We start from the raw sequence: 24,914 nt of genomic DNA on the forward strand, positions 1-24,914 counted from the left end.
GGGTGCCCGGAAAGCGGGGGGCTGCCGCCCCCCGCACCCCCCGCTGCCGGGGGACGATGTCCCCCGCGCCCCCTTGCGTATTTGTCCCAGGAAAAACCCCGTGGTGTATTTTCTTGGTCAAAATACGCCCCTTGCGACGGCGCGGCCGGGGCTAGCGTTCAAGGATCATCCGGCGGTCGTCGAACTGCACCTTGCCGAAGCGGGTCAGGTAGCTCATGCCCAGAAGCGAGCCCGCCATCGCGCCGCGATTGACCACCGCCGCCACGTCGCGGTCTGTGAAGGGGCCGACGCTCAGGCTGTCAAGCCGCACCGGCGCCGTCGCCACCTCGCCATTCGCGGTGAAGGCGCGGCCGATATAGGCCAGCGCGCCGGTGTCGATCCCGGCCCGTTCCGCATCCGCGCGGCTGAGCACGATCTGCGAGGCGCCGGTGTCGATGACGAAATCGATCGTGGCGCCGTTCACTTGTGCCTGCAGGTAATAATGCCCGTCCGCCCGCAGCGGCAGTTCGATCCGGCCCGATTGCGTCACCGTCTGCGCCGGCGCGATCGCGGCGCGGACATCGGGCCAGATCCCCGCCACGGCGGCGACGCCGAGAAAGATCAGCGCCCAGATCATCAGCTGTTGCAGCGCCTGACCGGGGCGGCGGCGCAGCGCCGCGACCAGATAGCCGCCGATCGCCAGAAGCAGCAGAAGATAATAGATCACACGCGGGATATCGGGGTCCATGGCGCCTCCTGCCCCCCGATGTAGGGGCCGCCCCGCGCCGTGTCACCCCCCGAACGCACCTCCGAACGTCAGCCCCCGAACGTCATCCCCCGAGCGGCAGGGCGATGATCCCCGCCCCGCGCAGACCGTCGAGGATAAACTGCACCGCCAGCGCGGCGAGCAGCATCCCCAGCAGCCGCGTCACCACCATCGTTCCGGTCCGCCCCAGCGCGCGCTCAAGCGGCGTGGCGAGCAGAAACAGCACGAAGACGCAGGCGAGCACCAGCGCCATCACCGCCATCACCGCGGCCAGATGCAGCCCCCCCGTGCCCGAGCCCGCCAGCAGGATCATCGTCGCCATCGCCCCGGGCCCCGCCAGCAGCGGCGTGGCCAGCGGAAAGACCGAAGGGTCGGGGGCATGCGGCTCGGCCGATTGCCCCTCGCGGCGCTGGGTGCGGCGCTCGAACAGCATGTCCAGCGCGGTCAGGAACAAAAGCACCCCGCCCGCGATGCGGAAGGCGGGCATCGAAATGCCGATGCCGCGCAACAGCGCATCGCCGAAAAGCCCGAAGGCGGTCAGCAGGATCGCGGCGATGATCAGCGCCCGGATGCCCACGGTGCGGCGCATCTGGGCGCTCATCCCCTGCGTCAGCGCAAGGAAAAGCGGCACGAGGCCGATCGGATCGACCACGACGAAAAGGGTGACGAAGGCGGTGACGAATTCGGGCGTGCTCATGGCCGTTTTCTATCCTGTTGCGCCCGGCCGCACCAGTCCCGGTTCGGAGCGGCCAGCTCAGAGCGGGGCGTCCTCCTCGGGGTCGGGGGGCATCACCGCGCGGATCTTCGTGGCCAGCGTGCGCGCCCCCGCCGCGATGCGGGTGTCGGCATGCGCCCCCGCCAGCCGCAACAGATGGTGCAGCGCCGCCATCTCGTCTTGCGTCAGCACCAGGGGCGGCAGCGCCACCGGTCGGCGCAGGATGTAGCCCATGCCTCGTTCGCCCTCGATCGGCACGCCGTAATCCACAAGCTTGGCCATGTCGCGCCAGATCGTGCGTTCCGACACCCCGAGTCGCGCCGCCACGTCGCGCGCCCGGATCAGCGCGCCGTCGCGCAGCAGCATCAGAATCTGCTCGAACCTTTCGTTGCGTGTCATTGTCCCTCCGGGCTGCAGCATCGCATATCCGGGGGCAACTGACAAATAACTGTCAGTAATCCCGCCACGCGGCGGCGGCTGCGGCGGGATTGAACCTTGTCAGCCGGGCGGGCTGCGGGAAAGATCGCCGCAAACCCCGTGTTTAGGAGAAATGACATGCAAATGGGTCCGTGGCAGCTGCTTCTGATTGCCGTCGTCGTGCTGGTTCTGTTCGGTCGCGGCAAGGTTTCGTCGCTGATGGGCGAAGTCGGCAAGGGCATCACCGCCTTCAAGAAAGGCGTGAGCGAAGGCACGAAGGACATCGAGGAGGCCGCCGCCGAGCCGAAGGCCATCGAGACGAAGACCTCCGAGACGACCCCCGACAAGGACAAGGTCTGATCCCTGACCAAAGGCGGATAACGCATGTTCGACATCGGCTGGAGCGAGCTTCTGCTCATCGGCATCGTCGCCCTCATCGTGGTGGGTCCGAAGGACCTGCCGCGGATGTTTCAGGCGCTGGGGCGGCTGACGGCCAAGGCCAAGCGTCTGGGCCGGGAATTCACCGCCGCGATGGAAGAGGCGGCGCGGGACACCGGCGTCAAGGAGGCGGCGGAGGGGCTGAACGACCTGAAATCGATGACCACCAAGAAGGGTCTGGGCATCGACGCGCTTGAGCGCGCCACCGAGCGGTTCGAGAATTGGGATCCGAAGCTGCCCAAGCCGGTGGCGGGGGCTGCTGGGGCGGCGCTGACGCTTGACCCCGAGCTGGCGGCCGATCTGGACGCGGCAGAGCTGGCGCCAGAGCCGGAGGTGCGGACGAAACCGGCGGTGAAACGTGCCGAAGGGCCGGGAGGGTCCGCATGACGGCCGATCATATCGACGAGACCGCAGCGCCCTTGATCGAGCATCTGGCAGAGCTGCGCACGCGCATCCTTTATGCGCTTTCCGCCTATGTGGTGGCGGTGGTGCTGTGCTACATCGTCTGGCATCCGGTCTTCACCTTCCTGACGCATCCGATCTGCGAGGCGCTTTCGGCGCGCGGGCAGGCCTGCCAGCTGTCGCTGATCAAGCTGCAGGAGGGCTTCTTCGTCGCGATCAACATCGCGATGCTGGGCGGCTTCGCGCTGGCCTTCCCGATGATCGGCTTCCAGCTTTGGCGCTTCGTCGCGCCCGGGCTTTACCGCAACGAAAAACGCGCCTTCCTGCCGTTCCTCATCGCCTCGCCGGTGATGTTCTTCCTTGGCGCGGCGTTTTGCTATTACATCATCCTGCCGATGGCCTTCAGCTTCTTTCTGGGCTTCCAGATGGGCGATGTGGTGGCGGGGGCCGATGCGACCGATCCGGCCAACCAGATGGCGGTGATCGGCTTCACCGGCTCGATGGAGGAATATCTCAAGCTCACGACGAAATTCGTCATGGCCTTCGGGATCTGCTTCCAGATGCCGGTGGCGCTGACGCTTCTGGGCAAGGCGGGGCTGGTCTCGGCCCAGGCGCTGGCCTCGGTGCGCAAATATGCGGTGGTGGCGATGCTGACGGTCTCGGCGATCGTGACGCCGCCCGACGTGATGTCGCAGGTGATCATGTTCGCGGTGATCTATCCGCTTTACGAGGGCTCGATCTTCCTTGTGCGGCGGATCGAGAAGAAGCGCGAGGCGCAGATGCGCGCCGAGGGCACCTGGATCGACGACGAGGACGACGCAGAATGACCGATCCCCTGACGCGGATTGCCGAGGCGCTGGAGCGCCTTGCGCCTGCGCCCGCGCCTGCCCCCGAGTTTTCGGGGGCGGATGCGTTTCTGTGGCACTCTGCCCCCGACCGGCTGGAGCCGGTGGCCGAGGTATCGCGCATCGATCTGGGCCTTTTGCGCGACATCGACCGGGCGCGGGACACGCTTTTGGCCAATACGCAGCAATTCGCCCGCGGCCACGCGGCGAACAATGCGCTGTTGTGGGGCGCGCGGGGGATGGGGAAATCCTCGCTCGTCAAGGCGGTCCATGCCGAGGTGCTGCGCCAGGGGTTGGGGCTGAAACTCGTCGAACTCTCGCGCGAGGATCTGCCCTCGGTCGGGCGGCTGCTCGATCTGCTGCGCGCCGCGCCCGGGCAGCGCTTTGTGCTGTTTTGCGACGATCTGAGCTTTTCGCACGACGACCAGCATTACAAGTCGCTCAAAGCCGTGCTCGATGGCGGCATCGCTGGCCGCCCGGCCAATGTGATCTTTTACGCCACCTCGAACCGGCGCCATCTGATGCCGCGCGACATGATCGAGAACGAACGCTCGACCGCGATCAACCCCTCCGAGGCGGTCGAGGAAAAGGTCTCGCTCTCGGATCGGTTCGGGCTCTGGCTGGGGTTCCATCCCTGCGATCAGGACGCCTATTTCGCGATGATCGAGGGCTATGTGGCGGCCTATGGGCTGCGGGTCGATCCCGAGGTCCTGCGCGCCGAGGCGGTGGAATGGTATCGCACGCGGGGCTCGCGCTCGGGGCGGGTGGCGTGGCAGTTTTTCACCGATCTGGCGGGGCGGCACGGGCTGGCGCCTTGACCCCGGGCAGGCGGCGGGGCTGGAAAGCTGCGCCGTCCAGGTGGAAGGAAACTTGCCACCTTTTGCGCCCCGATGGGGCAGTGCGAAGGCCCCGTTTCCGGCCCCGTCCGGCGCCCGATACCGGGCGCCGAGGTGTTTGTGCGCTGCCGCCGGGACCGGCCCCGGTTGCGTCCGGCGCCGATTTTCCCCCCACATCTGGTAGGCCCGAGCGTCCCGAAAGCGCGGGGCCGCGCAACGGCCGGACACTATCCGTAGCGAATCCCCCCATTAAGATTCCTTAAGAAATCCTTAACAAATTCCGTCCGTTTGCCCCTCCGGGCCCGGTTTTGTTCCCAACCGGCCCGAAGCCAGTGCGGCGGGCGGTTTTTGGCCGAAGTTCTCCACAAGATATGGGGGGCTGTGGAGAAGTCGCTTCGCCGCCGCAGCTGCGGCGGGTAATTCGGCCCAAAGCAAAGGAAATTCGGCCCTCACGGCGGATGCGGCCGAAACCGGGGCAATGTGGAAGAATCTGCGCGCAGCTTTTGCACGCCGCCGTCAAGCGGGATTCTCGCCCGTTATTCGTGAAAATTACGTTGACGATGCCGAGGGGACGCGGCAGGTTGTGGGCTGTCGGCGGCGGGCCTACCAGATATAGTGGGTTTGCGGCGGCAAGACAGCCAACCAGAATGGTCCGCCCGTCAGGGTTCGACCCAGCCTCGGGGCAAGCGCGCGCGCGCCCCGGGTCGGCCGTTTTGCTTCCGCTTGCGGATGTCGACGCAAGAAACGGGAAGGGCAGGACCGGCAGATGAAGATCGAGCGCAAGTTCACCACGGTCGAGGGCGGCGCCTACGGGGCGATGACCTTCACCACCACCACCTCGGAAATCCGCAATCCCGATGGCAAGGTGGTGTTCCGCAACGAGGCCGTCGAAGTCCCCGAGGGCTTCAGCCAGGTGGCCTCGGACGTGATCGCGCAGAAATACTTCCGCAAGGCGGGCGTTCCGGCTGCGCTCAAGCGCGTCAAGGAAAAGGGCGTGCCCGAATTCCTGTGGCGCTCCGTTCCCGACACTGCCGCGCTGGAAAACCTGCCCGAAGATCAGCGCTTTGTCGGCGAAACCTCGGCCAGGCAGGTGTTCGACCGGATGGCGGGCGCCTGGACCTATTGGGGCTGGAAGGGCGGCTATTTCACCACCGAAGACGACGCCCGCGCCTATTACGACGAGCTGCGCCACATGCTGGCCGCGCAGATGGCCGCGCCGAATTCGCCGCAATGGTTCAACACCGGCCTGCACTGGGCCTATGGCATCGACGGCCCGTCGCAGGGGCATTACTACGTCGATCACGCGACGGGCGTGCTGACGAAATCCGCCTCGGCCTATGAACATCCGCAGCCGCATGCCTGTTTCATCCAGTCCGTCCGCGACGATCTGGTGGGCGAGGGCGGCATCATGGACCTCTGGGTCCGGGAAGCGCGTCTGTTCAAATACGGCTCGGGCACCGGCACCAACTTTTCCAGCCTGCGCGCCGAGGGCGAGCGGCTGTCGGGCGGCGGCAAGTCCTCGGGCCTGATGGGGTTCCTGAAGATCGGCGACCGCGCCGCGGGGGCGATCAAATCGGGCGGCACAACCCGGCGCGCCGCGAAGATGGTGATCTGCGACATGGATCACCCCGATATCGAGGAATTCATCAACTGGAAGGTCATCGAAGAACAGAAGGTTGCCTCGCTGGTGGCCGGCTCGAAAATGCACGAGCGCGAGCTGAACAAGATCTTCGAGGCGATCCGGGCTTTTGACGGCTCCGACGCGGGGCGCACCGATCCGGCGGTGAACCCCGCGCTGAAGGCCGCGATCCGCGGCGCGAAAAAGGCGATGATCCCGGAAACCTACATCAACCGCGTGCTGCAATATGCGCGCCAGGGGTTCACCGCGATCGAGTTCCCGACCTATGACACCGATTGGGACTCTGATGCCTATATCTCGGTCTCGGGGCAGAATTCGAACAATTCGGTGCGCGTCACCGATGCCTTTCTGAAGGCGGTGAAAGACGACGCGAACTGGGAATTGCTGCGCCGCACCGATGGCTCGGTGGCGAAGGTCGTGAAGGCGCGCGAGCTGTGGGATCAGGTCGGCCATGCCGCCTGGGCCTGTGCCGATCCGGGCATCCAGTTCCATGACACGGTCAACGCCTGGCACACCTGCCCCGAGGACGGGCCGATCCGGGGCTCGAACCCGTGCTCGGAATACATGTTCCTTGATGATACCGCCTGCAACCTCGCCTCGCTCAACCTGCTGACCTTTTACACCGGCGGTGAATTCGACGCCGAGGCCTATGTCCATGCCACCCGGCTCTGGACGATGACGCTGGAAATCTCGGTTCTGATGGCGCAGTTCCCGTCGAAGGAAATCGCGCAACGCAGCTATGATTTCCGCACGCTGGGGCTGGGCTATGCCAATATCGGCGGCCTTCTGATGACCATGGGCCTGGGCTATGACAGCGACGAGGGCCGGGCGCTTTGCGGCGCGCTGACCGCGATCATGACCGGGATCAGCTATGCCACCTCGGCCGAGATGGCGGCGGAGCTGGGCGCCTTTCCGGGCTATGCGCGGAACCGCGAGCACATGCTGCGGGTGATCCGCAACCACCGCACCGCGGCGCATGGCAAGTCGAAGGGCTACGAGGGGCTGGAGGTACCGCCGGTGCCGCTCGATCTGGCCAATTGCCCCGAGGACCGGCTGCTGCGTCTGGCCCGCATGGCCTGGGACGAGGCGCTGCGTCTGGGCGAGGAACACGGCTTTCGCAACGCGCAGGTCTCGGTGATCGCGCCCACCGGCACCATCGGTCTGGTGATGGATTGCGACACCACCGGGATCGAGCCCGATTTCGCGCTGGTGAAGTTCAAGAAACTGGCGGGCGGCGGCTATTTCAAGATCATCAACCGCTCGGTGCCCGCGGCCTTGGAAACGCTCGGCTACAGCTCGGCGCAGATCGCGGAAATCATCGCCTATGCGGTGGGGCATGGCAGCCTTGGCAATTGCCCCGGCATCAATCCCGCCGCGCTGATCGGCCATGGCTTCGGCCCGCGCGAGATCGAAAAGATCGAAGCCGCGCTGCCCTCGGCCTTCGACATCCGTTTCGTCTTCAACCAATGGACGCTGGGCGAGGATTTCTGCACGAAAACGCTGGGCATCCCGGCCGAGAAACTGGCCGATCCGACCTTTGACCTGTTGCGCCACCTTGGCTTCAGCAAGGCGCAGATCGATGCGGCGAACGATCATGTCTGCGGGACGATGACGCTTGAGGGCGCGCCGTTCCTGCGCCCCGAGCATTACGTCGTCTTCGACTGCGCCAACACCTGCGGCAAGCGCGGCAAGCGCTATCTGTCGGTCGACAGCCACATCCGCATGATGGCGGCGGCGCAATCGTTCATCTCGGGCGCGATCTCGAAGACGATCAACATGGCCAATACCGCCACGATCGAGGATGTGAAGGCGGCTTACGAACTGTCCTGGTCGCTGGGCATCAAGGCCAATGCGCTTTACCGCGACGGCTCGAAACTGAGCCAGCCGCTCGCCTCGGCTTTGGTCGAGGATGACGAGGAAGCCGAGGAGATCCTCGCCACCGGCAGCCAGCAGGAAAAGGCCGCCGTTCTGGCCGAGAAGATCGTCGAGAAGATCGTGGTCAAGGAGATCGTGCGCTCGCATCGCGAGAAGCTGCCCGATCGCCGCAAGGGCTACACGCAAAAGGCCGTCGTGGGGGGCCACAAGGTCTATCTGCGCACCGGCGAATATGCCGATGGCAGCTTGGGCGAGATCTTCATCGACATGCACAAGGAAGGCGCGGGCTTCCGGGCGATGATGAACAATTTCGCCATCGCGGTCTCGGTCGGTCTGCAATACGGCGTGCCGCTCGAGGAATTCGTCGACGCCTTCACCTTCACCAAATTCGAGCCCGCGGGCATGGTGCAGGGCAATGACAGCATCAAGAACGCGACTTCGATCCTCGATTACGTCTTCCGCGAACTGGCGGTGAGCTATCTCGACCGCACCGATCTGGCGCATATCAAGCCGCAGGGCACGATGTTCGACGATCTGGGCGGCGGGCAGAACGAGGGCAAGCGCAACATCGAGCCGGTGAGTGAAACGGCGGCGTCGAAATCGCTTGAAGTGCTGCGGCAGATTTCCTCGACCGGCTATCTGCGCAAGCGGCTGCCGCAGGAATTCGTGGTGCTGCGCGGCGGCGCGGGGCAGCAGGTCGATCCGATGGCGGCGCTGAACACGCTGGTTCCCGCAACAGCGCTGACGGCGGGGGTCTCGACCGCGATCGCCTCGGGGGTGGTGGCGCTTGACGCCCGCGCCAAGGCGAAGATGCAGGGCTACGAGGGCGAGGCCTGCGGCGACTGCGGCAACTACACGCTGGTCAGGAACGGCACCTGCATGAAGTGCAACACCTGCGGTGCGACCAGCGGCTGCAGCTGATCCCCTCTCTGAGCTTCGCCCCGCAAGGGGCGGAGACTGACCGAAAATTTTCCTTCAAAACGACCGGACCACCATGCATCTGATCATCGCCACCGAAAGCTTCTCCGACGTGCCCCTGCGCCGCATCCCCGGCGGTTACGAGGCCGTTCTGGCGGGCAAGGCGCTCAAGCGCCTGATCGCCGCCGCCTTCGAGGGCGCCTCGATCGAGGTCTGGGGCGGCGATCTGAGCGCGCATGGCCTCGATGTGACCGACATCCGCATGGCGGGCGCCACCACCACCGTCACGCTGATGAGTTCGGGCGCGAAGGCGTTGCACTGAGATCCGGGGCAGGTGCGCTTGCCCCAGACGTCGAGAAGGCCCAGGCGAAACCTAAACCTCGGGCACCAATGAAGAGCCTGATCGACGAACCTGGCCCCTGTCCGCAAGGATGGGGGCCTTTTCCTGCGCTGGGTCGTGCCGTGCAAAGGGGGCATCGGACCTGTTGTTAGATAGCAAGTCCACCGCAGCCGTCTTCTCCCCGCGACGGTCAGAACGACGTGCCCGGCCCAGAGCCGACGATCGTCGTCGCGGCTCGACCAGCCAAAGCAGACTGTCGATCGCGCCGCAGCGAGAACTTCGGCAGGCCCCAAGCAATGACGCTTTCATCCGAGCTTTGGCAGGGCGCACTTGACGATCCAGCAGGCCCCCCTGCAGCCCCGTTCGAGACGCGATGCTTGGCCCGTGCAAGCCCTGCCGAAAGGGTACTTCAAGCAGTGGTTGCGCGAAAAACGCCTCGCAAGCCGGGGACATCCCGCACAAAGGTTGCAATGTCGCGATCAGTCGTTTACGACATGCGCGTCGGTTTCGGCCGATTTTGCGCCTGGCGCACTGTCCATCGACCGCCCTTGCGGTCGGAATGACCTGGCCCTGTGTCTCCGTGACGCTTTCGATTTGGGCCTTCGCAATCAAACGGGTTTCCGGTTGCAGCGGCGCGCCGGTCATCGTCACGAACGCGCCGCACACAGGAGGACGCCGATGAAGAAGCAGTTTGCTTCTGTCTGGCTCGCCGCATCTTTTGCCGCTCTGGCCGCCCCGGTCATGGCCGCAGAGAACTGCGGCCGGGTCAGCATTGCGGAAATGAACTGGGCCTCGGCCGGTGTGGCCGCCCATGTCGACAAGATCATTCTGGAAAGCGGCTATGGCTGCGAGGTCGAACTGGTCACGGGTGACACGATGCCCACCTTCACCTCGATGAACGAAAAGGGCGAACCCGACATGGCGCCCGAACTGTGGGTGAATGCGGTGAAGGTCGCGCTGGAGGCCGCCGTGGCCGAGGGCCGCCTGATCCTGGCGGCGCCGCTGCTGGCCGAGGGCGGCGAGGAGGGCTGGTGGGTTCCCCGATACATCGTCGACGCCCATCCGGAAATCACCACCGTTTCGGCCGCCCTTGCCCGGCCCGATCTGTTCCCCGCGCCCGAAGACCCCGGCCGCGGTGCGGTGCACAACTGCCCTTCGGGGTGGAATTGCCAGATCACCACCGAAAACCTTTACCGGGCGCTGGAGGCCGAGGCCAAGGGCTTCGATCTGGTCGATACCGGGTCCGCGGCGGGGCTCGATGGCGCGATTGCCAATGCCTATGAACGCAAGGCGGGGTGGTTGGGCTATTATTGGGCGCCGACCGCGATCCTTGGCAAATACGAGATGGTCAAGCTCGATTTCGGCGTGCCGCTGGACAGGGCGCATTTCGACGCCTGCACCTCGCAGCCCGATTGCCCGGACCCGAAGGTGACCGCCTATCCGGTTTCGGAGGTGTTCACCGTGGTCACCAGGGCCTTTGCCGAAAAGGCCGGCGTGGCGATGGACTATGTTCAGACCCGCAAATGGTCGAATGCCACCGTCAATCAGGTTCTGGCCTGGATGGAGACGAACCAGGGCACCAATGAGGACGGGGCCCGGCATTTCCTTGAAACCTATCCCGAGCTTTGGCGGGACTGGGTTCCGGCCGATGTGGCGCAAAAGGTGAAAGCGGCGCTTTGAGCCCGGCTTGCCCTCTGGCGTGCGGCGGCCCCGGCCTGCCGCGCGTCCCCTGTTATCACAACCGTTAGGACCTTGCATGGCATCCGACTGCTGGAGCTTGCCCGAAACCCTGTGCCGCTTTCCCGCGATGGAGGCAAAAACCCTGCGCCTGATGCGCAAAAGCATCGACGACGGCTTTCGCGACATCGTGCGAAGCTGGGCGGACATTATCGACGCGGCCACGGTTCCGCTTCAGATGTTTCTCAACACGCTCGAACACGCCTTCACCGACACGCCCTGGGTTCTGGTGCTGGGGCTGTTGCTGGCGGCGGTCTGGGGCACCGCACGCAATTGGAAAATCGTTCTGGGCACGGCGGTTGCGCTATGCCTGATCGGCTGGGTCGGGCTGTGGCAGGATACGATGGTGACCTTGGCGATGGTGTCGTTTTGCACCCTTGTGGCGGTCGTTATCGGTCTGCCCATCGGCATCGCCGCCGCCCGCTCTGACCGGCTGCAACGCCTTGTCAGCCCGGTTCTGGACGTGATGCAGACGCTGCCCAGTTTCGTCTATCTGATCCCGGTGGTGGTGATCTTTGGCATCGGCAAGGTGCCGGGCATGATTGCCGTGGTGATCTATGCCGTGCCGCCGATGATCCGGCTGACCACCCTTGGCATCCGGCTGGTGGACCGCGAAGTGACCGAGGCCGCCGAGGCCTTCGGCTCCTCGGCGCGACAAAAGCTGTGGAACGTGCAATTGCCCCTGGCGCTGCCCACGATCATGACGGGGGTGAACCAGACCATCATGATGTCGCTGTCGATGGTGGTCGTGGCCTCGATGGTGGGGGTGGGGGGCCTCGGCAAGAACGTGCTGCAGGCGATCAACAACCAGTTCTTCACCGTGGGCTTCCTGAACGGATTTGCCCTTGTGGCCATTGCCATCGTCTTTGACCGCAGCAGTCAGGCTTTCGGCCTGCGGCTGCAAAAACACCGCGAGGCAGGCCATGACTGACGCGACCCCCATCCTGCCCGCAGATGACGACGAAGACCCCGTCACCGGCCGCAGCGGCATCGAGATTCGCAATCTTTACAAGATCTTCGGCCCGGAACCCGAACGCCACATTGCCGCCGTGAAGGCCGGGCTGACCAAGACCGAGCTGAACCGCAAGCACCGCCATGTGTTGGGCCTGACCGACATTTCCCTGTCGATCCCGCCCGGCAAGATCACGGTCATCATGGGGCTTTCGGGGTCGGGCAAGTCGACGCTGATCCGCCACATCAACGGCCTGATCGCGCCCACCACGGGCGAGATCCTTCATGACGGGGCCGATATCTGCCGGATGAGCCCGAAAAACCTGCGCGCCTTCCGCCGCCACAAGACGGCGATGGTGTTTCAGAAATTCGCCCTGCTGCCGCACCGCACCGTTTTGGGCAATACCTGCTACGGGCTGGATATTCAGGGCGTGCCCCGGCATGAAAGCGAGCCTGTGGCCCGGCGCTGGATCGCGCGCGTCGGGCTGAAGGGTTACGAGGGGGCCTACCCCGCGCAGCTTTCGGGCGGCATGCAGCAGCGCGTCGGCCTTGCGCGGGCGCTGAGCACCGATGCCGACATTCTTTTGATGGACGAGGCCTTCTCGGCGCTTGATCCGCTGATCCGCCTCGACATGCAGGCGATCTTGCTGGAATTGCAAGGCGAACTGCACAAGACCATCGTCTTCATCACCCACGACCTCGACGAGGCCCTGCGGCTGGGCGACCGCATCGCCATTTTGCGCGACGGGCGGCTGGAACAGGTCGGCACCGGACAAGACATCGTGCTGCGCCCGGCCAACGCTTACATTGCCGCCTTCGTGCGCGAAGTGAACCGTGCCCGTGTGATCCGCGCGGCAACCGTGGCCCGCCCGGTGGTTGCGGGGGGCGACCTGCCCGAATTTGCCGTTCCGGGCACGGAGGTTCTGGAAACCGTTGCCCGGCAGATGACGGCGGCGGGCGTCAGCCACGCCCGCGTTCTGGGGCGCCGGGGACAAGTGCGGGGCACCATCGCCATTTCCGACGTTCTGACCGCAATGGTGACCCCCGCCACGGCGCCGGAACACGAGCTTGCGAAAGGATAGATCATGGATGCGGAAAATCCCGAAAACTGGTTCAGCGAGGCCGTGGCCACATTGGGGGATCGGCTGACGGCGGCGCGTGAAAACGCCGGGCTCTCCTGCGCGGAAGCGGCAAGCTGCCTGGGCATTTCTGTCGAGACCTATACCCGCTGGGAACAGGACTCCGCTTTCCCAAGGGCAAGCCTGTGTCACACGATCGCGGGACTGTTCGGCGTCTCTCTGGCATGGTTGCTGACCGGCGAAAGCCTTGGCGTCGAGCCGCCGCAAAACGACACGCCTGCGCAGGCCCCCTGCCTGCCGTCCACCGATGCCGATCTGCACCGAATGCGCGAAGACTTGGCCGAAACCCGTCTTCGGGTGCAGCAGATTGACGAACGGCTCCAAAGGGTTCTGCTGCACTTGGAATGATCGCGCGCAAGTCCCATCGGCTTGAAAACCGGTCCGCGGGAGATGTTCTGGGCTCGATCGGCGCGCCGGAGGGCGGGCTGATCCTCTCCACCGATACGATGTCGGCTGACGCGCTGTTCGACGCACATCCCGTCGATGCGGTCGTTGATTTCGCGGCGCCGGAAACCATCCACTATTATGGCGACGCCGCCGCGCGCCGGGGCGTTGCCATCGTCTCCGCCGTTTCGCACTACCCGGCCGAAACCTCGGCCTGTCTGCGGCGACTGGCCGAAACCACCCGGGTACTGCATTCGCCGACCATCACGCTCGGGATCAATTTCCTGATGCTCTCTTCGAAGATCTTGCAGAATATCGCCCCCGATACCGATATCGAGATCATCGAGGAACACTTCAAGACCAAGCCGGAGATCTCGGGAACCGCCCGGATCATCGCCGACGAACTGGGCTTGCCGCATGACGCGATCAAATCTGTCCGCGCGGGCGGCATCATCGGCGTGCATGAGGTGTTGTTCGGCTTTCCGTTCCAGACCGTGAGGCTGAAACACGAATCGATCTCGCGCGAGGCATTTGGCAGCGGAACCCTGTTCGCTCTGGAAAACCTGCCCCCGGAGCCGGGGTTCCGGCCTTAGCGCACCAGCAGCACCGGCAACCTGCACGACCGGATCATCGCGGTGGTGGTCGAGCCGATGATCAGGTTGCGGATCCGCGAATGGCCATAGGCGCCCATCACCAGCAAGTCGAAGTGTTCATCTTCGATCAGCTTGGCCAGGGCCGTCTCCGGCTGGCCCGGCAGGATCGCGCTTTGCGCCTGCAGCCCCACCGCGGTCAGCTCGGCCCGCGCATCGTCCAGCGCCTTGGCCCCCTCGGGCGTGGGGGTGCCGACGGTGACCAGATGGATCGCAAGCCCCTTGAAAAGCGGGCTGCTGGCGATGTGATGCACCGCCTTGAGCGCCGAGGCGCCGCCGTCAAAGGCCACCAGCACCCTGGAAATCGGCGCAAAGGCCTGCGGGGCGACCAGCACCGGGCGGTGGCTCGCGCGCACGATGCGTTCAAGGTTCGAGCCCAGATGCCCCCTGGCGCCATCGGCCTCCGCGCCGCGCTTGCCGATCAGGATCACGCGGGCATCGGCTTCGACCTCGGCCAGGGCCTCGACAATGTCGCCATGACGCAGGCGGGTGGCGATGTCGGCCACGCCGTCCTTTTCTAAAATTGCCCGGGCGTCTTCCAGAATGGCCCGGCCACGCTGGCTGATCAGCCTGGCGCGTTGCGCGTCCAGCTCGGCCAGCTGTTCCATCAGCGCCGTCCGCGCGCCCAGCGTGATGGCGCCGGAATGGTCCTGCGTGTCGGCGGCTTCGCGGCGGCCGAGCACATGGATCAGCTCCACCGGCGCCCCGGTGCGGCTGGCGATCCAGGCGGCATGGTCGCAGACACTGGCCGAATGGGCCGAGCCGTCCACGAGCGCGACGATCTTTTGCGGGTGTTGGGTCATGCGCGGTCCTCCCTCAATGCGCCGTCAGCTTGTCCATCGCGCCGGGCTTGTCGTGCAGGGCAAGCTTGTCGACGATGGTTTCGGTGGCGGCGTTCATGCCGACGATCTCGACCTCGGCGCCGTCGCGGCGGAATTTCAGCACCGCCATGTCCAGCGCCTGCACGCTGGAAACATCCCAGATATGCGCGAGGCTGACGTCGATCACAACGCGGTCAAGCGCCTCCTTGAAGTCGAAGGCGTTCATGAAATCCTCGACCGAACCATAGAACAATTGGCCCTCGACAACATAGGTCCGCACCCGGCCATCCCTGGAAATGCTCGATGTCACCTTGAACAGCTGCGCGATCTTGCCCGCAAAGAAGATGCCCGAAAGCAGCACGCCGACCAGCACGCCGATGGCCAGATTGTGGGTGTAAACCACGCTCACCACGGTGGCGATCATCACCACCGAGGACGAGCGCGGATGCAGGCGCAGGTTGCGGATCGAAGACCAGGAAAAGGTGCCGATCGAGACCATGATCATGATGGCAACCAGCGCCGGCATCGGGATGCGCGCCACCCAGTCACCCAGAAACACCACCAAAATCAGCAGCACCGCCCCGGCGGTAAAGGCCGAAAGCCGCCCCCGCCCGCCGGATTTCACGTTGATCATGCTTTGCCCGATCATCGCGCAGCCCGCCATGCCGCCGATGAAGCCGGTGGCGATATTGGCGATGCCCTGACCGATGCATTCCTGATTGCGGTCGGATTTCGTGTCGGTCAGGTCATCCACCAGTTGCTGCGTCATCAGGCTTTCCAAAAGCCCCACCACCGCGATCGCCAGCGCATAGGGCAGGATGATCTGCAACGTCTCCAGCGTCAGCGGGATGTCGGGGATCAGGAACACCGGAAGCGTGTCGGGCAGCGCGCCCATGTCGCCCACCGTGCGCACATCAAGGCCAAAGGCCATCGTCGCCGCGGTCAGCACGAGGATGGTGACAAGGGGCGAGGGAACCGCCTTGGTCAGATAGGGAAACAGATAGATGATCGCCAGGCCCGCCGCGACCAGCGCATAGGTCAGCCAGGTGACCCGGCCCGGGTCCAGCTCCGGCAGTTGCGCCAGAAAGATCAGGATGGCGAGCGCGTTCACAAACCCCGTCATCACCGATTTCGAGACATAGCGCATCACGAAACCGAGCTTGAACAGGCCCATGGCGATCTGGATCAGCCCGGTCAGCACCGTGGCCGCGAGCAGATATTGCAGCCCGTGATCGCGCACCAGCGTCACCATCAGCACCGCCGTGGCGGCCGTGGCGGCCGAAATCATCCCCGGCCGCCCGCCGACAAAGGCGATCAGCACGGCAATGGAAAAGCTCGCGTAAAGCCCCACCTTGGGGTCCACGCCCGCGATCAGCGAAAAGGCGATCGCCTCGGGGATCAGCGCAAGGGCGACGACAAGTCCGGCCAGCACGTCGGCGCGGATGGTGCCAAACCACTGTGCGCGGTAAGCCTCCAGTGAAATCATGCAAAATGTTCCTGATCGGCTCGCGGCCATCGGGACCGCGCGTCGAGAGTTGATCTGATGGTCAGGTCGGGTTGTCCGGCGGATCGGCGGCCGGAAGAGCCACCCGGGGATCTCACCCGGGTCCATGTTCGCTGTCTCGTGTCTAGCGATCCCGGTGCCGGAAGCCAAGCCTTTTGGCGGGATCGTCTGCCCGGGTGCTGCAGAAAGGCCGAGCCCTGGCTCTCCCGGCCAGCGTTGCCATGCCGTCTGGGAGAGCCCGTCCCCCGCTTTCGGTAGATCCGATGCGACGCGGCGTTTCAGGCGATCCGCCCGCTTCCGATGCGCCGAATTCACGCTGCGCCTCCCAAGAACGAGGGCAAGGTCTGAGCCGTCTCCTTGCTGCGTTCCGCTCGAACGGCAGCTTCACGGGCAAGGACTCTGGCGATCAGCCGCGGGCGGGGGTCCAGTACGTCGATCACACAAGGCGCGCCTTTCCATGCGAGACGGCAGTTTCGCTGCCCATCGCGTCGCGCCCATGGAGCCCGCGAACGGCGGCTATCGCAAGTTTCTGCACCTGCGATGCCGCGATCTCACCGACCGCTCTCCGCACTCTGCGACGGTGCTGGGGTTCGCGATGCGCCTCCCATACGGGGTCGGCATGGGCTGCAAGCGCATCTTGCTTCGGGGAGTAACTGACCGTTTCTGCGTCGGCGCTCTGTCGTTGGTCCGCTGGCCGCGGGCGCGTTTGGTGCGCAGATGTTCGCGGCCTCAAGCCAACGGCTTGCGCTTGATCTCTCGCCATAGCAGGGTCTCGGTTATCTGGCGACGCGGCCGGTGGACTTCCGCAAAGGTCACGCGGGGCTCGCGCTTGTCGTGCAAAATGTGCTGGGCCACGATCCCTACAACGGCGCGGTGTATCTGTTCCGTTCGAAGCGCGGTGATCAGTTGAAGTGCCTGGTCTGGGACCAGACCGGTCTGATCGTTCGGGGGACGCTCGAACCGGTGGCGCGGCCCCCTCACTTTACAAGAAGCTCGAGGGCGGTGCCTTTACCTGGCCGAAGTCGGCGGCCGGGGTCATTCGGCTGTCCCCGGCGCAATTCGCCGCCCTGTTCGATCACCCATGTTGATACCCCCCATTGTCAGGCTGACAGATTCTCAAATCCAGTTCGCCGATCACGTGATTTCGTAGGTTCTGCACCCCGTCCAACACGACTGACGTGTCGGGAAACAGATAGGCACCGGTTGGCTGAGGGTTGATGAGCAGCCGCTTTTCCCTGATCTGGACATAGAGCCAGTTGACCGGGATCCCCAGCTTTGCAGCAAGAGCCGTTGTGCTCAGGTAGCCGGGGTCGTGGTTCCACCGCCGACACGAGGGAGGTGCCTTGATGCCCTCGGCCAGCCGGATGCGCTGCACGGTGACAGGCAGAACCTTGTCGGCACAGTTTGCCGCGCGATGTCCCTCGGTGGTGAGAAGACGGGCGATTTCATCGTCGGGCATGCCTGTCTTTGCCAATTCAAGCAGGCGCACCCGCATTTCGGCGCCCCGTGCGAGCTTCGTGATCGCAGTGACCCGCATCTTGACGTCAAGTTCGGTCACCGCCCCGCCGCGCCATACGATGCGGACCAGCGCGCTCTCGGGCGTCCGGTCCAGCACCACCTTGTCCACCAGGCAGCGCAGGAGCGACTTGCGATGTGCGTCGGTGGTGGCGGGATCCGCCCAGATTTGCGGCAGGCGTCCCGCCAGGGCCACCACCTTGCCCGTGAAAGCCTTGCCCATTGCCATGGGCGCGGTCGGCTGTTGTGCGGACTGCTCGGCCAGCGCGGCCTCCGCCGCGCGAACCTCCATCAGCGCGCTTTCCCAGCGGCGCTCAAGTTCGGTGGCGACAAGACGGTTGTCCGGATCGACGCGGTCATACTGTCGCTGCGCCAGGGCCGCCGCATAGCGTTTGCGCTCGACTTCGCGTTCTGCGTTTGCAAGCAAGGCGCTGTCGACTTTGCTCTGAGCCTGGCGGGCGCGCGACAGGGCATCGAGTTCCGCAGGGGCCAGCGCGGACAGGAAGGCCTCGGCAACAGCGGCGTCCACTGCCTCGGCCCGGATGTGCTGGCAGGCGGGCAACCCGGAGTGGGTGCGCAAGTGGTTGCAGACATATTCGCCGCCGCCCTTGTATCGCACATACATCTTGTGGCCACACCGCCCGCACCACACGATGCCATGCAAGAGCAGGTCGCCGTCGCGGGGGATGCCTCGTGTCTTGGTGCGCATGTATTCGGCCCGGTTGTCGCTCACGATGCTGCGGATTTTCTCATAGGTCTGCCAATCGATATAGGCCGGATATCGGTCCTTCACGACGATACGCCATTCCTCGAGAGGTCTCGCCACTTTCGCCTTTGCCGCAGACCGGCTGTCCGGCGCGGTGTCCCGCATGCGGGTTCGGCCATAGACGAAAGCGCCTGCGTAGGCGGGATTCTTCAAGATCGCAGCGACCGCGGAAACCGTCGCGCGCGCCCAGTGCAACGCGCCGTGCCGGTCCCTGCGTGGCAGGTCGAGACCACGCGCATTCAGTATGCGCATCACCTTGGCGATGCTGCGCAGCTTCAGAAAGAGGTCGAACACAAGACCAAGCCGGTCCTGAACACTCCTGTCGGGATCCTTCAGCACGACGCCGGTCTCCCGGACGAGGCCGACCGGCAAGGTGAGGGCGAGCTCCCCGCGCTGTGCTTTGGCCATCAAGCCGGTCGTCAGGCGGCTGCGGATCGTATGCAGTTCGAGTTCGGAGATGGTGCCCTTGAGGCCCAGCAGAAGGCGTCCGTTGGCACTGCCGGGGTCATAAACGCCATCGCGATCGGCGATCAGACACCCCCGCAGCCCGCAGATGTCCAGAAGAGGATACCAATCCGAGCAGTTGCGCGCGAGCCGCGTCACGTCGACAGACAGGATCAGCCCCACTTCGCTGAGCCCGACCCGACCGACAAGTTCCTGAAACCCGCTGCGATGTGCGGCCGAGGCGCCGCTCAGACCGAGATCGGCGTCGATCACGTCAATGTCGGCTTCATGCCATCCAAGCTCGCGGGCGCGTTGGCTGAGCGCGTATTGCAGCCGCAGGCTCTCTTGGTTGCTCACGACCTGATGCGGCGTCGATTGCCGGATGTAGACGACGGCCTTGCGCTTCAGATGCGCCAGTTGGATCAACTCGGACATCACGAAAGACCTCCGCCAGAACCACGGCAATATCGTCGACGATCTGGCGCCTCAGCGTCACCGGCAGCGTCGTCCAAAGATCTTCGGGTGCCGTGCTCATGATCCAAACTTACCACATTTAGTAAATCCAGCAAAGCTTCCACGCTCAGTTTGGTGGGGGCAGTCAGCAAGGCAAACGGCTCGGTCACCGCCACCGGAACATTCAGTGTCACGCCATCGCGATACGCGACCTCGTAGAACGGCAAAGAACTGCCCCTGCGAAACAACGATCGGCCAAGAACTTGGAACCTGCGCCCAAAGAGCGGATGGCGCGGATCAAGGACCTGAACCTCCTCTGGAAAAGATTCGTCAGCATCACCAAAGGGGGTATCCCCAAACACCTTCGTTCGGTGGTCAGACGGGTCCGGCTTGAAAACCGGATGTCCTTCTCGCGCTCGGCCATCGCTCAGCGCGCCCCCGTGCCGCGGATCGCAGGCAAATCCGCGCGGCAGCGCGTCGCCACGATCATTCGCCGACGCCCTTCGGCTCGATGATCCGCGCCAGCCGCGCGCGGGCCTCGACAATCGCCGCGCCAAGGCTGTCACTCGCCATTCTGGCGCTGTCCAGAAGCGCGGAATGGGCCGTCTTCACGCCGTCGGCGGCCTTGTCCTCGGCCAGCCGTCCGGCGGCTTCAAGCCGGGCGATCGCCTGCTTGATCTCGTCTTGCACCCTGTCCGCCTGCCCGGCCGCCAGGGTCTTCATCCGCGCCCCCAAGGCGTTCACATCGGCCTGAATGGCTTCCACATCGGCCCAGGTCGCCTGTTCCGCCCGGCCGATGCTGGCGCTGATCCTGTGTTGCAGCGCCTGGGCTTCCTGACGCGTCTGTTCCAGCACGGTTTGCGATTTGCTCATGGGACACCTTTGCAAGTTGAAGGGACAGCCGGACTTTAACGTGCAGCCTCCCGGGGCGGCAGCTTCGGAAACTACCCAGGCGGCGGGCAACCGGGTAGTTTCCGACACTGGGCCGCGGCGCGGAACGGTGGCATCATGAGGCCGCGGCTGGCTTGCAGAAAGGGCCCGACCCATGACCATCGAGGAACCGAAATTCACCCTCGCTCTGAAGGATGGCGCGTTCGAATTGCGCGACTACGCGCCGATGGTGGTGGCCGAGGTCACGGTGACCGGCGATCAGCAGGCGGCCGGGCGCAGGGGCTTTCGCAGGCTCGCGGGGTATATCTTCGGCGCCAATGCCCGGCGCGAGAAGATCGCGATGACCGCACCGGTCACGCAGACCCCGGGGGCGGGAGACTGGCTGGTGCGCTTCACCATGCCGGGCCGCCTCGCGCTCGCCGATCTGCCGCAACCCGACGGGGCCGACGTGATCCTGCGCGCCGTGCCTGCGGCGCGGCTGGCCGTGTGGCGCTTTTCCGGGCTTACCGGAGAGGCGAAGGTGGCGGCCGAGATGGCGCGGCTGATGTCCAGCCTGAAAACCCGCAGGCTGGTGCCGACCGGCCCGGCCTCGATCGCGCGCTATGACCCGCCGTGGATCCCCTGGTTCCTGCGCCGCAACGAGGTGATGTGTCCGGTGGCCGTTCCAGCCTGATCCTGTCGCGCCGCACGCAAGCCGCATCCCGGGCGCCATCACCGCCGCGATGACGGCACAGCCGACACAGGCAGGGCTGGTCCCGGCGATCACCTTCGCTTCGGGGGGCCGCGATGGTGCGGGCGTCGGTGCGGGTGACCTTTTGGGAAGCACCGGCGATGCTGACACCGCCGGGCAAGGAGCCAAGTCCGTCAAGCGCCTCTCTCGCGCGCCGACGAGGCGCCGGAAATCGTCACGGCGGAAGGGTTCCCGCCGTGGCCGCTCTTGCGGAGGGGACCAGCCCCCCGGGGCGCCCGCCGCCGCGTTACGGCGCGACAGCCTCCAACGCATCCAGCGCCTTTTCGATGTCGCGCGTCGAAAACTTGGCCAGCACCTTCCGGATCAGATCTTCCTCCCAGGTCCACCACGCAAGAGCCAGAAGGCGGGCGATCTGGTCGTCGGAAAACCGCTTGCGCAGCGGCTTTGCGGGGATGCCGACGGCGATCGTGTAGGGGGCGATATCCGAGGTGACCAGAGCGCGCGTGCCGATGACCGCCCCGTGACCGATCCGGACCCCCGCCTGGATGATCGTATCCCGGCCGATCCACACATCCGAGCCGATCACGACGCCAAGGTCGCGCTCGTTTCCGACCGGGCGTTCAGCCCCCGGCGCATTCCCGAACACCATGCCCATCGGATACGTCGTCACAAAGTCGAGCGCATGAATGCCCTGCGTCCCGACATAGATCGACACATCGGCCGCGATGGAACAAAAGGCCCCGATCTCAAGGGTATGGGCGGCCTTTTCACCTTCGCTCCATTTCAACGACGGGGTCCCGTAGCTGTAACCCCCGACAGAAATCCGAAATCCGCGATCGACATAAGGTTTCAATCCGAAGGCCGTGGTCGGCGGCATTCGCGGGTGGTGACGTTCAATCGGTTCAATGGGGGCACTCATGGGAAACTCGTCAATGCTGGTATTTGTTTCAGGATCAGGCGGGCTGTAAAAACAGCACGATCTGACCGGGTTGCGCGGCGCTGATATCCGTGGCCACAAGGGTCCATCCCTTCCAGCGGTCGCGGACATAGTCGATGCTGGTGGATGTTTCTCCGAAGAAGGCCGATTTGTCCCTGGTTCCAAGGTTGCCGCCGACCAGATGCGCAAAACCTGCCGTCCGGTGTTGACGGATCATGGTTTCCCGCGTGGCGGCATCGAAGCGCGGCGCGTTCCAGAACGTGTCGCGGCGGATGGTGGCGGCAAGAACGCCCTTGGGTGCAATATAATCGCGCAGCGCCTCGAGAACCTTGAATTGATAGGCTTCGTTGAGGTGGGTGAAGACGCTGAAGACATTGATCAGGTCGAAGGTCTGGCCCGCGTCGGCGGGAAGCGACTCGGGATAGGGGTCGCACTGCCGGAAGGTGCCCGGAACCTTGTCACGCTGGCAGATGGCGATCGATTCCGTCATCGGATCGAAACCGCAGATCTGTTCGGCCGCGAGAAAGCGGGACAGAAAGCGCGGAATGCGGCCCCAGCCGCAGCCATGATCGAGGAACATCATCTCGGTGGCGGGCTTGCCGCTGAGAAAGGAGGCATGGACAAGCATCGACTTGATATAGCTGGAGGCGACGGTCACCATCTGCGCACCATGCGTTCCGGTCCATTTGATTTGTTCGGCTTCCGTCGGGGTCCGGGGCAGCAGCTCGCCCAGTCGCCCGGCAGGACGGCCGACAAACTGCAGAAGGCCGTAAACCTCGAGGGGAATATCCCGGAAAAGGATATTCAGGCGGGTCTCGTGCTCTGCGGCGGCCTCGGCCCGGGCAACAAGTCCGCGGATATCCCCATCATTCAGCAAACTTGGATCAATCATTTCCACTCCAACCTTTCAAATCAAGGCGAGGTTTGCAAACGGTCTGCCTCTTGCCGAAAAGTCCCAGAAATCGGCCCGCAAAACAAGCTTTTTATTCTGTCTGCGTCCGCCGTTGATTAAGCCGTTTTGAAATAAGGGATTCCGCTTTTCGGCGACCCGGGATTCAAGCTTTTCCTTACCCGGAAAAGGCGTTGTTGAAAAACCCGGACCAGGACCGATTCATATTGCGAATCCATGCGGTTAAACGGGCAGCATGAACAAGCTGGCACCCCCCGCCATCGCAAGGCGAACCGGTCCGGCATGCGAGCCATCGAGGCGCCGTCGGTTCAAGCCCGATGGCGAACGCCGCGCCGCGCAAGCGCGGGCCGCCGCTGATCCGGTTGGACAAGCACATGCCCCGGCTTGCGCCGCCTGATGGCAAGCCCGGTCGCCCGGCCATGTTTTCGGAATGGGGCGGATCAGAAAACGGTCCGGCGGACTGTTATCCCGACGACCGCGATCCAGTTCTGCCCGACGATCAAGCTCCCGTTGCGGCAAACGACCGGGATGGCGGCCAGCCTGCCGACGTTGGCACACCCGGACCGGAGCGTGCCGGATGACACGACCTTGTGCCGATGTCCGAAGACACTGCCGTTTGCGGGACACAGGGGCCTCGTGAACGCGATCGCCTTCCGACCAGATGGGGCAAGGGGGCTGACAGGCCCCCGTGACGCGACTGTCGGCATGGGCGCAACTGCAATTGCCTCATTGTCCAAACTGCCGATTGATGAGACAAGATATCCAGCATCCCCCCGCAAGTGGCGACGCATTTGAAGCTGATTGCGGGATATTGGTTTACGGCTCAAACGACAGTTTCCTTACGGCTCAAATGACTGTTTTCGGCCCCGATATTTCGCAGAGATTCGCTGCGACGCATCGCCTGCCCTCGAGGGCGGTCCGCGCATGCGGCTTCTGCACGGCCCTTCCCGCGCTCGCGCCCCTGGCGCTTGCCGTCATCCTCGCCCTTCTGCTTGCCCGCGTCACGCAAGACAGCGGGCGGCAGGGCGCCTGGGTTCCCGCCTGTGCAGCCGTGCTGCTGAGCGCAGGGGCCGGATTGCAGGCGTGGCGCAGCGCGGGTTTGCGCAGGGCGTTCGCGGATCATGTCGCGGGGCGTCTGCCGACCTCCCGTTTCATCGCGCAGGCCGAAACGCAAAGCTTCCGCGCCGTTCAAATCTGGCCGCTGCTGCTTTGCGCTTTGTCCTTTGCCACGGTCGCGGGGATCGCCGTGGCCTTCGCCGGACGTTGGCCCGTCACCCTGCTTGGCACGGCGATCCTGGTTCCGGCGCTGACGCGACTGTTCGGGCTCTGGCCCTTGCCGGGGGCCTTCGTCCATGGCTGGATCTTCAACGCCGCCCTGCCCTCTGCCGCGATCCTCACCGCGATGCAGGGGGCGGAGCCTGCCGCGCGGCACCGCTTTGCCTGGACGGCCTCCGGGCGTGCCGAACTGCTGCGTGACGCCGCGGCGCGCTTGGCACGGCACGACCCCGACCTGCGTCGGCTGATGGCCGCGCGACACGCCGCGGATTGCCTGCTGCCCCGGGTGCGGTGCCACGATGGCGGCCTTCTGCGCGAAGTCCGGCTGCTCTGGATCGGCGGCCGCGGTCTTGGCCCCGGCCTCGGCCTTGCACTTGCTCTGGCGGCGCTGGTCACCTTCATCCTGCCGCATGGGGTGTTCGGCAGCTGGCCCGATCTGGCAGGTTTCCCGCAGTTCAGCGGGAGGCCCGAACCGGCACCCGACGCCCGGGCCGATCCGGGTCAGGGCGCGCAAAGCCCCGAGCAAGGCCGTGAGCCGAGCCGATCAGGGCAAGAGGACCTTGGCGGCACCAACGCGACTTCCTCTGAACATCGGGGAAATACCGGCGCAGGCGCCACGGCCAGCGGTTCCGCGCCCGCGGGCCAGACGCCCGGCGATCCGGCGGAAGACGGCGCA

Annotated in this window: 23 protein-coding genes, 2 pseudogenes and 1 other annotated feature; of the genes and pseudogenes, 15 read left to right on the plus strand and 10 right to left on the minus strand. The window is 65.0% G+C overall.

Annotated elements, in window-relative coordinates:
- Positions 1-151: 151 nt before the first annotated feature.
- The 3 genes from LY44_RS04900 to LY44_RS04910 form a co-directional block, all read right to left on the minus strand.
- Positions 152-727 (minus strand): retropepsin-like aspartic protease family protein, encoded by a 576-nt coding sequence (locus tag LY44_RS04900; RefSeq protein ID WP_055210663.1) that lies wholly within the window; start codon positions 725-727, stop codon positions 152-154.
- A gap of 82 nt (positions 728-809) precedes the next feature.
- Positions 810-1,442 carry a MarC family protein gene (locus LY44_RS04905; protein WP_055210665.1) on the minus strand — a complete coding sequence of 211 codons (633 nt, stop codon included), beginning with the start codon at positions 1,440-1,442 and terminating at the stop codon, positions 810-812.
- A gap of 57 nt (positions 1,443-1,499) precedes the next feature.
- A complete protein-coding gene (locus LY44_RS04910; RefSeq protein ID WP_055210667.1) occupies positions 1,500-1,859 on the minus strand; it encodes a helix-turn-helix transcriptional regulator in 360 nt (119 codons plus the stop codon).
- A 156-nt stretch (positions 1,860-2,015) separates the two neighbouring features.
- Here LY44_RS04910 and tatA point away from each other — a divergent pair, with 156 nt between their 5' ends.
- The 11 genes from tatA to LY44_RS04965 all read left to right on the plus strand — a co-directional run bounded on the left by tatA (position 2,016) and on the right by LY44_RS04965 (position 13,974).
- Positions 2,016-2,237 (plus strand): twin-arginine translocase TatA/TatE family subunit, encoded by a 222-nt coding sequence (gene tatA / locus LY44_RS04915; RefSeq protein WP_055210668.1) that lies wholly within the window; start codon positions 2,016-2,018, stop codon positions 2,235-2,237.
- Between the two features lie 24 nt (positions 2,238-2,261).
- Positions 2,262-2,702: a Sec-independent protein translocase protein TatB gene (gene tatB / locus LY44_RS04920; RefSeq protein ID WP_055210670.1), complete on the plus strand. Its 441-nt coding sequence runs from the start codon at positions 2,262-2,264 to the stop codon at positions 2,700-2,702.
- On the plus strand, positions 2,699-3,544 hold the full coding sequence (gene tatC / locus LY44_RS04925) for a twin-arginine translocase subunit TatC (RefSeq protein ID WP_055210672.1): 846 nt from the start codon (positions 2,699-2,701) through the stop codon (positions 3,542-3,544). The genes tatB and tatC overlap by 4 nt, the downstream gene beginning before the upstream one ends.
- Positions 3,541-4,380 carry an ATP-binding protein gene (locus LY44_RS04930; protein WP_055210674.1) on the plus strand — a complete coding sequence of 280 codons (840 nt, stop codon included), beginning with the start codon at positions 3,541-3,543 and terminating at the stop codon, positions 4,378-4,380. Before tatC ends, LY44_RS04930 begins: the two co-directional genes overlap by 4 nt.
- 784 nt (positions 4,381-5,164) lie before the next feature.
- A complete protein-coding gene (locus tag LY44_RS04935; RefSeq protein WP_055210676.1) occupies positions 5,165-8,833 on the plus strand; it encodes a vitamin B12-dependent ribonucleotide reductase in 3,669 nt (1,222 codons plus the stop codon).
- 73 nt (positions 8,834-8,906) lie between these two features.
- Positions 8,907-9,152: a hypothetical protein gene (locus tag LY44_RS04940; protein WP_055256425.1), complete on the plus strand. Its 246-nt coding sequence runs from the start codon at positions 8,907-8,909 to the stop codon at positions 9,150-9,152.
- 696 nt (positions 9,153-9,848) lie between these two features.
- A complete protein-coding gene (locus tag LY44_RS04945) occupies positions 9,849-10,850 on the plus strand; it encodes an ABC transporter substrate-binding protein (RefSeq protein ID WP_055210679.1) in 1,002 nt (333 codons plus the stop codon).
- A gap of 76 nt (positions 10,851-10,926) precedes the next feature.
- Positions 10,927-11,838: an ABC transporter permease gene (locus LY44_RS04950; protein WP_055210681.1), complete on the plus strand. Its 912-nt coding sequence runs from the start codon at positions 10,927-10,929 to the stop codon at positions 11,836-11,838.
- On the plus strand, positions 11,831-12,940 hold the full coding sequence (locus LY44_RS04955; RefSeq protein ID WP_081024444.1) for a quaternary amine ABC transporter ATP-binding protein: 1,110 nt from the start codon (positions 11,831-11,833) through the stop codon (positions 12,938-12,940). Before LY44_RS04950 ends, LY44_RS04955 begins: the two co-directional genes overlap by 8 nt.
- Positions 12,941-12,943: 3 nt before the next feature.
- On the plus strand, positions 12,944-13,345 hold the full coding sequence (locus LY44_RS04960; protein WP_055210683.1) for a helix-turn-helix domain-containing protein: 402 nt from the start codon (positions 12,944-12,946) through the stop codon (positions 13,343-13,345).
- Positions 13,342-13,974 carry a dihydrodipicolinate reductase C-terminal domain-containing protein gene (locus LY44_RS04965; RefSeq protein ID WP_055210685.1) on the plus strand — a complete coding sequence of 211 codons (633 nt, stop codon included), beginning with the start codon at positions 13,342-13,344 and terminating at the stop codon, positions 13,972-13,974. Before LY44_RS04960 ends, LY44_RS04965 begins: the two co-directional genes overlap by 4 nt.
- Here the strand turns inward: LY44_RS04965 and LY44_RS04970 are convergent.
- Complete coding sequence (locus tag LY44_RS04970; protein WP_055210687.1) at positions 13,971-14,834, minus strand: universal stress protein; 864 nt, start codon at positions 14,832-14,834, stop codon at positions 13,971-13,973. The genes LY44_RS04965 and LY44_RS04970 overlap by 4 nt on opposite strands.
- A 13-nt stretch (positions 14,835-14,847) precedes the next feature.
- Positions 14,848-16,338 carry a SulP family inorganic anion transporter gene (locus LY44_RS04975; RefSeq protein ID WP_055210689.1) on the minus strand — a complete coding sequence of 497 codons (1,491 nt, stop codon included), beginning with the start codon at positions 16,336-16,338 and terminating at the stop codon, positions 14,848-14,850.
- Between the two features lie 69 nt (positions 16,339-16,407).
- Positions 16,408-16,465 (minus strand) — a sequence feature (sul1 is cis-regulatory element that is thought to sense ions involved in sulfur or methionine metabolism; They are found in Alphaproteobacteria).
- A gap of 671 nt (positions 16,466-17,136) precedes the next feature.
- Here LY44_RS04975 and tnpB point away from each other — a divergent pair.
- Positions 17,137-17,289 (plus strand): annotated as a pseudogene (tnpB, locus tag LY44_RS18550) (IS66 family insertion sequence element accessory protein TnpB); the annotation flags it as partial.
- 142 nt (positions 17,290-17,431) lie between these two features.
- On the opposite strand, the gene LY44_RS04985 reads toward tnpB, so the two are convergent.
- The 3 genes from LY44_RS04985 to LY44_RS04995 form a co-directional block, all read right to left on the minus strand.
- A complete protein-coding gene (locus LY44_RS04985; protein ID WP_170126690.1) occupies positions 17,432-19,516 on the minus strand; it encodes a recombinase family protein in 2,085 nt (694 codons plus the stop codon).
- Entirely contained in the window at positions 19,516-19,896 is a 381-nt protein-coding gene (locus tag LY44_RS17580) for a hypothetical protein (protein ID WP_146707198.1), read from the minus strand. The genes LY44_RS04985 and LY44_RS17580 overlap by 1 nt, the downstream gene beginning before the upstream one ends.
- Before the next feature lie 124 nt (positions 19,897-20,020).
- Positions 20,021-20,407 carry a hypothetical protein gene (locus tag LY44_RS04995; protein ID WP_055209842.1) on the minus strand — a complete coding sequence of 129 codons (387 nt, stop codon included), beginning with the start codon at positions 20,405-20,407 and terminating at the stop codon, positions 20,021-20,023.
- 172 nt (positions 20,408-20,579) lie between these two features.
- Between LY44_RS04995 and LY44_RS05000 the strand changes: the two genes are divergently transcribed.
- Positions 20,580-21,098 carry an SOUL family heme-binding protein gene (locus tag LY44_RS05000; protein ID WP_055209843.1) on the plus strand — a complete coding sequence of 173 codons (519 nt, stop codon included), beginning with the start codon at positions 20,580-20,582 and terminating at the stop codon, positions 21,096-21,098.
- A 304-nt stretch (positions 21,099-21,402) separates the two neighbouring features.
- On the opposite strand, the gene LY44_RS05005 is transcribed toward LY44_RS05000, so the two are convergent.
- The gene (locus tag LY44_RS05005; protein WP_160320059.1) at positions 21,403-22,134 is read right to left on the minus strand and encodes a CatB-related O-acetyltransferase; all 732 of its coding nucleotides are present in this window, start codon (positions 22,132-22,134) and stop codon (positions 21,403-21,405) included.
- A complete protein-coding gene (locus LY44_RS05010) occupies positions 22,070-22,945 on the minus strand; it encodes a class I SAM-dependent methyltransferase (RefSeq protein WP_055209845.1) in 876 nt (291 codons plus the stop codon). The genes LY44_RS05005 and LY44_RS05010 overlap by 65 nt, the downstream gene beginning before the upstream one ends.
- Before the next feature lie 335 nt (positions 22,946-23,280).
- Between LY44_RS05010 and LY44_RS18230 the strand changes: the two are divergent.
- A pseudogene (locus LY44_RS18230) lies at positions 23,281-23,575 on the plus strand (transposase); the annotation flags it as partial.
- Between the two features lie 487 nt (positions 23,576-24,062).
- Positions 24,063-24,914: hypothetical protein (locus LY44_RS17845; RefSeq protein WP_211310145.1), on the plus strand; the 852-nt coding region annotated here is incomplete at its 3' end.

The organism is Rhodobacter capsulatus, assembly GCF_003254295.1.
Lineage (GTDB): Bacteria > Pseudomonadota > Alphaproteobacteria > Rhodobacterales > Rhodobacteraceae > Rhodobacter > Rhodobacter capsulatus.